Raw genomic sequence first — 4,816 nt, 5'->3', positions numbered from 1 at the left:
GTTTAAAATTGGTGTGTTATTATCGAACAAGACCAGGAAGGAAATAAAATCTATCATAAGGAAATCCCTCGCTTTTCAAAAAACATATGAATATTATTTAAATAGGGGATATAATACACTCGAGCTCTATCCAAGATTAACAAATCTTAAAAAGCTAAAGCCAAAGAAAATGAAAAGTGGAATCTTAATTGGCATAGTAGGCTTTCCCTATGATATATATGATGGATACTTAAATGCCTCAATCTTAGATAAACTCAAAAAGATGGGTATTAATTATGTTGTCTCCAATATGCTTAACTATAAATTGATAAATAGAAGCTATAAATTTTTAAATAAAGACCTATTCTGGCATCAGAGTAATGTTGCTTTAAAAGCAGGATTGTACTTCTTGAGTAGTAAAGATATTGATGGGGTAATCACCATCTCTTCGTTTGGTTGTGGACTGAGTGCAATTTACACAAAATTACTTGATATTTTTAACAAGGAAAGAAATAAAAAACCTCTCATTCATCTTGTTATAGATGAACAAACAGGAGAAGCAGGTATATTAACAAGACTCGAAGCCTTTCTTGATCTATTGAAGATAAGAAAGGGAAGAGAAATTTATGTCTAAAAGGTTGATCATATTTCCAAGAATGGGAAATTCGTGGATCTCTTTTAAAACCTACATTAAAAATATAGGTGATATTCCCATAATTCCAAGACCATTAAATAAGAGAGTACTGGAGCTTGGAGTTAAATATAGCCCAGAGGGAATATGCTTTCCATTCAAAGTTTTATTAGGACAGTATCTTGATCTTTTTGAAAGATTGAATCTTGGGAAAGAGCGGAAAGTATATATAATATCTCTTGGTGGATATGGACCATGTAGATTTGGATACTATAATGCGCTTCACGAAAAAATACTAAAAGATTTGGGTTACAAAAATTTTGAAATAATAACAGTTGAAGGTATAGACCATCCATTTTACAGAGGTTTTCCAAAGTTTATAAAGATGATAGGAAAACTGTTTGGCTTCCATCCTCCATGGAAGGTAATAAAAGGCTTTATAAACGCTGGATACAAACTTTACTTTATTGATAAACTTGAAAAGTTAGCATACAAAATAATGCCAAGAGAGATTAATAGAGGTGAAACTCTTAATACACTTAACAAGGCGTTAACAATTTTAGATAAAGCACCATATAATAATTTGAGAAAGATAAAGGAAGCCTATGAAGAAGGAGTGGAAATGTTAAAGAGGATAACTATAGATAAAAAGAAAGAAGTTATAAAGGTTGGATTAGTAGGAGAGGCCTATATGCTGATGGATTATGACAATAATAGAGAGATAGAAAAGAAACTTGCCTATTTGGGAGTCGAGGTAGATAGGTCTTTAAGGACAAGTACATGGGCTTCTGATAGAATAATATTTGTCAAAAAACATAAAGAACATATGATGAAAATTATAAAACCTTACCTCAACTGCTTCATAGGAGGAGATGGGCAAGAGAGCGTTATGAATACAATCCTGTATAAAGAGAAAGGATACGATGGAGTAGTTCATGTTTTACCATTTGGATGCCTACCAGAAATTGTAGCGAAAGAGATACTTGCCAAGGTTAGCAGAGATATTGATATGCCAGTTTTGAGTATTTCATTGGATGAGCAAACAGGGGAGGCAGGGCTGATTACAAGGCTTGAGGCATTTGTCGATCTTTTAAGAGAGAGGAAATATAAACAAAAGGAGGTGCTTGTATGAAAAAGCTGAGTATAGGTATAGATGTTGGCTCTGTTTCTACTGATATTGCAGTTCTTGACATTGATGAGAATTTAATTACTTCAAGGTATTTAAGAACGCAAGGGAATCCTATTCTTGCGATAAAAAAGGGACTTTCAAGTATAGAAGAGGAACTCAAGGAAAGATTTAAGGAGTTTGAGATTTTTTCGGTAGGGACTACAGGGAGTGCAAGATATCTTGCAGGTGTTGTTGTTGGAGCAGATGTAATAAAAAATGAAATTTCAGCGCATGCAATTGCAACTATAAAAGAGATCCCAGATGTTGGAACAATTTTTGAGATTGGAGGACAAGATTCAAAGATAATAATAGTAAGAGATGGTATTGTTGTTGATTTTGCTATGAATACAGTATGTGCAGCTGGGACAGGATCTTTCCTTGATCACCAGGCAGAGAGACTCGGAGTGGATATTAAAGAGTTTGGAAGACTCGCACTCCTTTCAAAAAACCCAGTAAGAATTGCAGGAAGATGCACTGTTTTTGCTGAATCTGATATGATTCACAAAGCTCAGATGGGGGCGAAGAGAGAAGACATAATAAGAGGTCTATGTGAAAGTTTAGTAAGAAATTATTTAAACAACGTTGCAAGAGGAAAGGAACTTCATCCGAAATTTGTATTTCAGGGTGGTGTATCGGAAAATATAGGTATTGTAAAAGCATTTGAGGATGCACTTCATGATAAGATTATAGTTCCAAAACATAACAAGATAATGGGAGCAATTGGAGCAGCAATGTTTTCAAAAGAGTTTGTCATGCATAAGGGGACAAAAACAAAATTTAAGGGATTTAAAATTTCCAAGAAAACTTATGATACAAAGGTTTTCTACTGTGACAAATGTCCAAACAACTGTGAGGTATATGAAATCATTGAAGAAAATAAAATTATTGCCATTTGGGGAGATATATGTGGCAGATATAGTGGTAAATTAGCTCTCTCAGGCGGAAAGTTAGATAGAGATAAAATTGAACCTTCGCCAAAAAACCTTTTACTCAAAAAATAACAATCTTCTAAATTCCTTATTCTTAAGTAGTAGTAAAGAAGACATGTATGCAAGGATTCCTTTAACTAAATCCACAGGAATAAATGGTAGTGAGCCTATGTAAAAAGCTTTTAGTAGAGGAATAGAAAGATTAAAAGAGAGGTATATTACACCAAAGGTGTGAATTGCAAAAATCGCAAAAAATATAGATGGAATAAGTAATTTTTCGTTTCTCTTGAACATGTATCCTATAAGAAGTGGGGCAATTAGAAATCCGAGTAAATAGCCACCTGTTGGGCCAAGGAGGGCAGATAAGCCAGCCTGCCCTCCTGCAAATACAGGAAAACCAATAATCCCTAAAATTTCATACATTAGAACAGAGAGAAAACCAAAGTATGGTCCTAATATAACTCCTGACAGAAGAACGAAGAACAACTGAAGGGTTAGTGGAACTGGAGTAAATGGTAGAGGGATGGAGATATAAGAGCCAATCACTATAAGGATAGAGAAAAGCGAGGAGAAAACAAGATTCCTTAACTTCATGTATTAATGTCCAAGAAGGGTTATCATAATTCCAGCAACCACTGCAGATCCAATAAGTCCAGCAACATTAGGGCCCATAGCATGCATTAAAAGAAAATTATGCGGGTTCTCCTCCTGTCCAATTTTTTGAGATACTCTTGCAGCCATAGGAACTGCTGCGACTCCTGCAGAACCAATTAAAGGATTTATTTTACCACCACTAAGTCGGTAGAACAATTTACCCATGAGCACACCAGCTGCTGTAGCTGATGCAAATGCTATAAGACCAAGAGCTATTATTTCCAAAGTTCTTATAGTTAAGAATGTTTCTCCTTTCATTGTTGAACCAATTGTTGTTGCAAGAAATATCGTGACAATGTTTATCAATTCATTTGCAGCTGTTTTCCTTAATCTTTCCACAACTCCACTTTCTCGAAAGAGATTTCCAAGCATTAGCATCCCAAATAGTGGAGCTATTACAGGGAAGATCAAACTTACAACTATAGCAACCACTATGGGAAAGAGTATCTTTTCTGTCTTCGAGACAGGTCTCAACTGTTCCATAACAACGGCTCTTTCCTCTTTAGTTGTAAGGAGTTTCATGATAGGAGGTTGAATGATGGGAACAAGTGACATGTAGGTATATGCAGCAACTGCTATGGGACCAAGAAGGTGGGGTGCTAATTCAACACCTGTATATATCGTAGCTGGGCCATCCGCTCCACCTATTATTCCAATTGCAGCAGCTTCTTTCATTGAGAATCCAAGAGCAAGAGCTATAAGTAAAGCAACAAAAATTCCTATTTGTACTGCACCTCCAAGAAGAACCATCCATGGATTGGCAATAAGCGGTCCAAAATCTGTCATTGCTCCTACACCCAAAAATATGAGAACAGGAAATATCTCAGTTTCTATTCCAACTTTGTATAGGTAATAGAACAAACCACCGGCGTGCATTCCATGAGGTGGTGCGGTAAAACCTGCAAGTGGAATATTTGTTAGAATACAACCAAAACCTATTGGAATAAGAAGAATTGGTTCAAACTTTTTGGCAATTCCAAGATAGATAAGTACTCCTCCAACACCCATCATTATTAACTGTTTTACTGTAATTGCAGAAAGACCGCTCATAGAGAACAAACTAATTAAGGATTCCATTTTATCCTCCAACTTCTATTTCAACCATAGGATCTCCAGTCTCAACATTTTGACCAGTAGAAACATGAACAGCTTTAACCACTCCATCTTCTGCTGCAAATATCTCATTTTCCATCTTCATAGCTTCAATAACAAGCAGAACATCACCTTTCTTTACTGCCTTTCCAGGAGATACATTAACTTTTAGTACCTTTCCAGGGAGGGGTGCGGATACTACTTTAACCCCTTTAGCTACCTTCACCTGTTTTGTCTCTTTCTTTACAGGCTGGGTTGGTTGAGGAGTGGAAACTGGAATAGTTGGAACTTCCCTTTTAACCTCCTTTACCTCTTTAACCTGGGGAGTCTTTGACTCACCTATTTCTTCAACAATAACTTCAA

6 protein-coding genes are annotated in these 4,816 nt (G+C 35.9%); 3 read left to right on the top strand and 3 right to left on the bottom strand.

The window, feature by feature from the left end; translation table 11 throughout:
* The 3 genes from J7J33_00945 to J7J33_00935 form a co-directional block, all read left to right on the top strand.
* Positions 1-613, top strand: a 613-nt coding sequence (locus J7J33_00945) for a hypothetical protein (protein ID MCD6167862.1), incomplete at its 5' end; no start/stop codon positions are given.
* On the top strand, positions 606-1,742 hold the full coding sequence (locus J7J33_00940; GenBank protein MCD6167861.1) for a CoA protein activase: 1,137 nt from the start codon (positions 606-608) through the stop codon (positions 1,740-1,742). The genes J7J33_00945 and J7J33_00940, both read left to right, overlap by 8 nt.
* Positions 1,739-2,779 carry a 2-hydroxyglutaryl-CoA dehydratase gene (locus J7J33_00935; GenBank protein ID MCD6167860.1) on the top strand — a complete coding sequence of 347 codons (1,041 nt, stop codon included), beginning with the start codon at positions 1,739-1,741 and terminating at the stop codon, positions 2,777-2,779. The genes J7J33_00940 and J7J33_00935 overlap by 4 nt, the downstream gene beginning before the upstream one ends.
* On the opposite strand, the gene J7J33_00930 is transcribed toward J7J33_00935, so the two are convergent.
* The 3 genes from J7J33_00930 to J7J33_00920 all read right to left on the bottom strand — a co-directional run.
* The gene (locus J7J33_00930) at positions 2,765-3,301 is read right to left on the bottom strand and encodes a biotin transporter BioY (GenBank protein ID MCD6167859.1); all 537 of its coding nucleotides are present in this window, start codon (positions 3,299-3,301) and stop codon (positions 2,765-2,767) included. The two genes, J7J33_00935 and J7J33_00930, sit on opposite strands and share 15 nt — an antisense overlap.
* A 3-nt stretch (positions 3,302-3,304) precedes the next feature.
* The gene (locus J7J33_00925) at positions 3,305-4,438 is read right to left on the bottom strand and encodes a sodium ion-translocating decarboxylase subunit beta (protein MCD6167858.1); all 1,134 of its coding nucleotides are present in this window, start codon (positions 4,436-4,438) and stop codon (positions 3,305-3,307) included.
* Position 4,439: 1 nt separating this feature from the next.
* On the bottom strand, positions 4,440-4,816 hold a 377-nt coding region (locus tag J7J33_00920), incomplete at its 5' end, for a biotin/lipoyl-binding protein (protein ID MCD6167857.1).

The organism is Caldisericia bacterium (assembly GCA_021158845.1).
Lineage (GTDB): Bacteria > Caldisericota > Caldisericia > B22-G15 > B22-G15 > B22-G15.
This window is presented reverse-complemented; position numbering and strand designations above follow the sequence as displayed.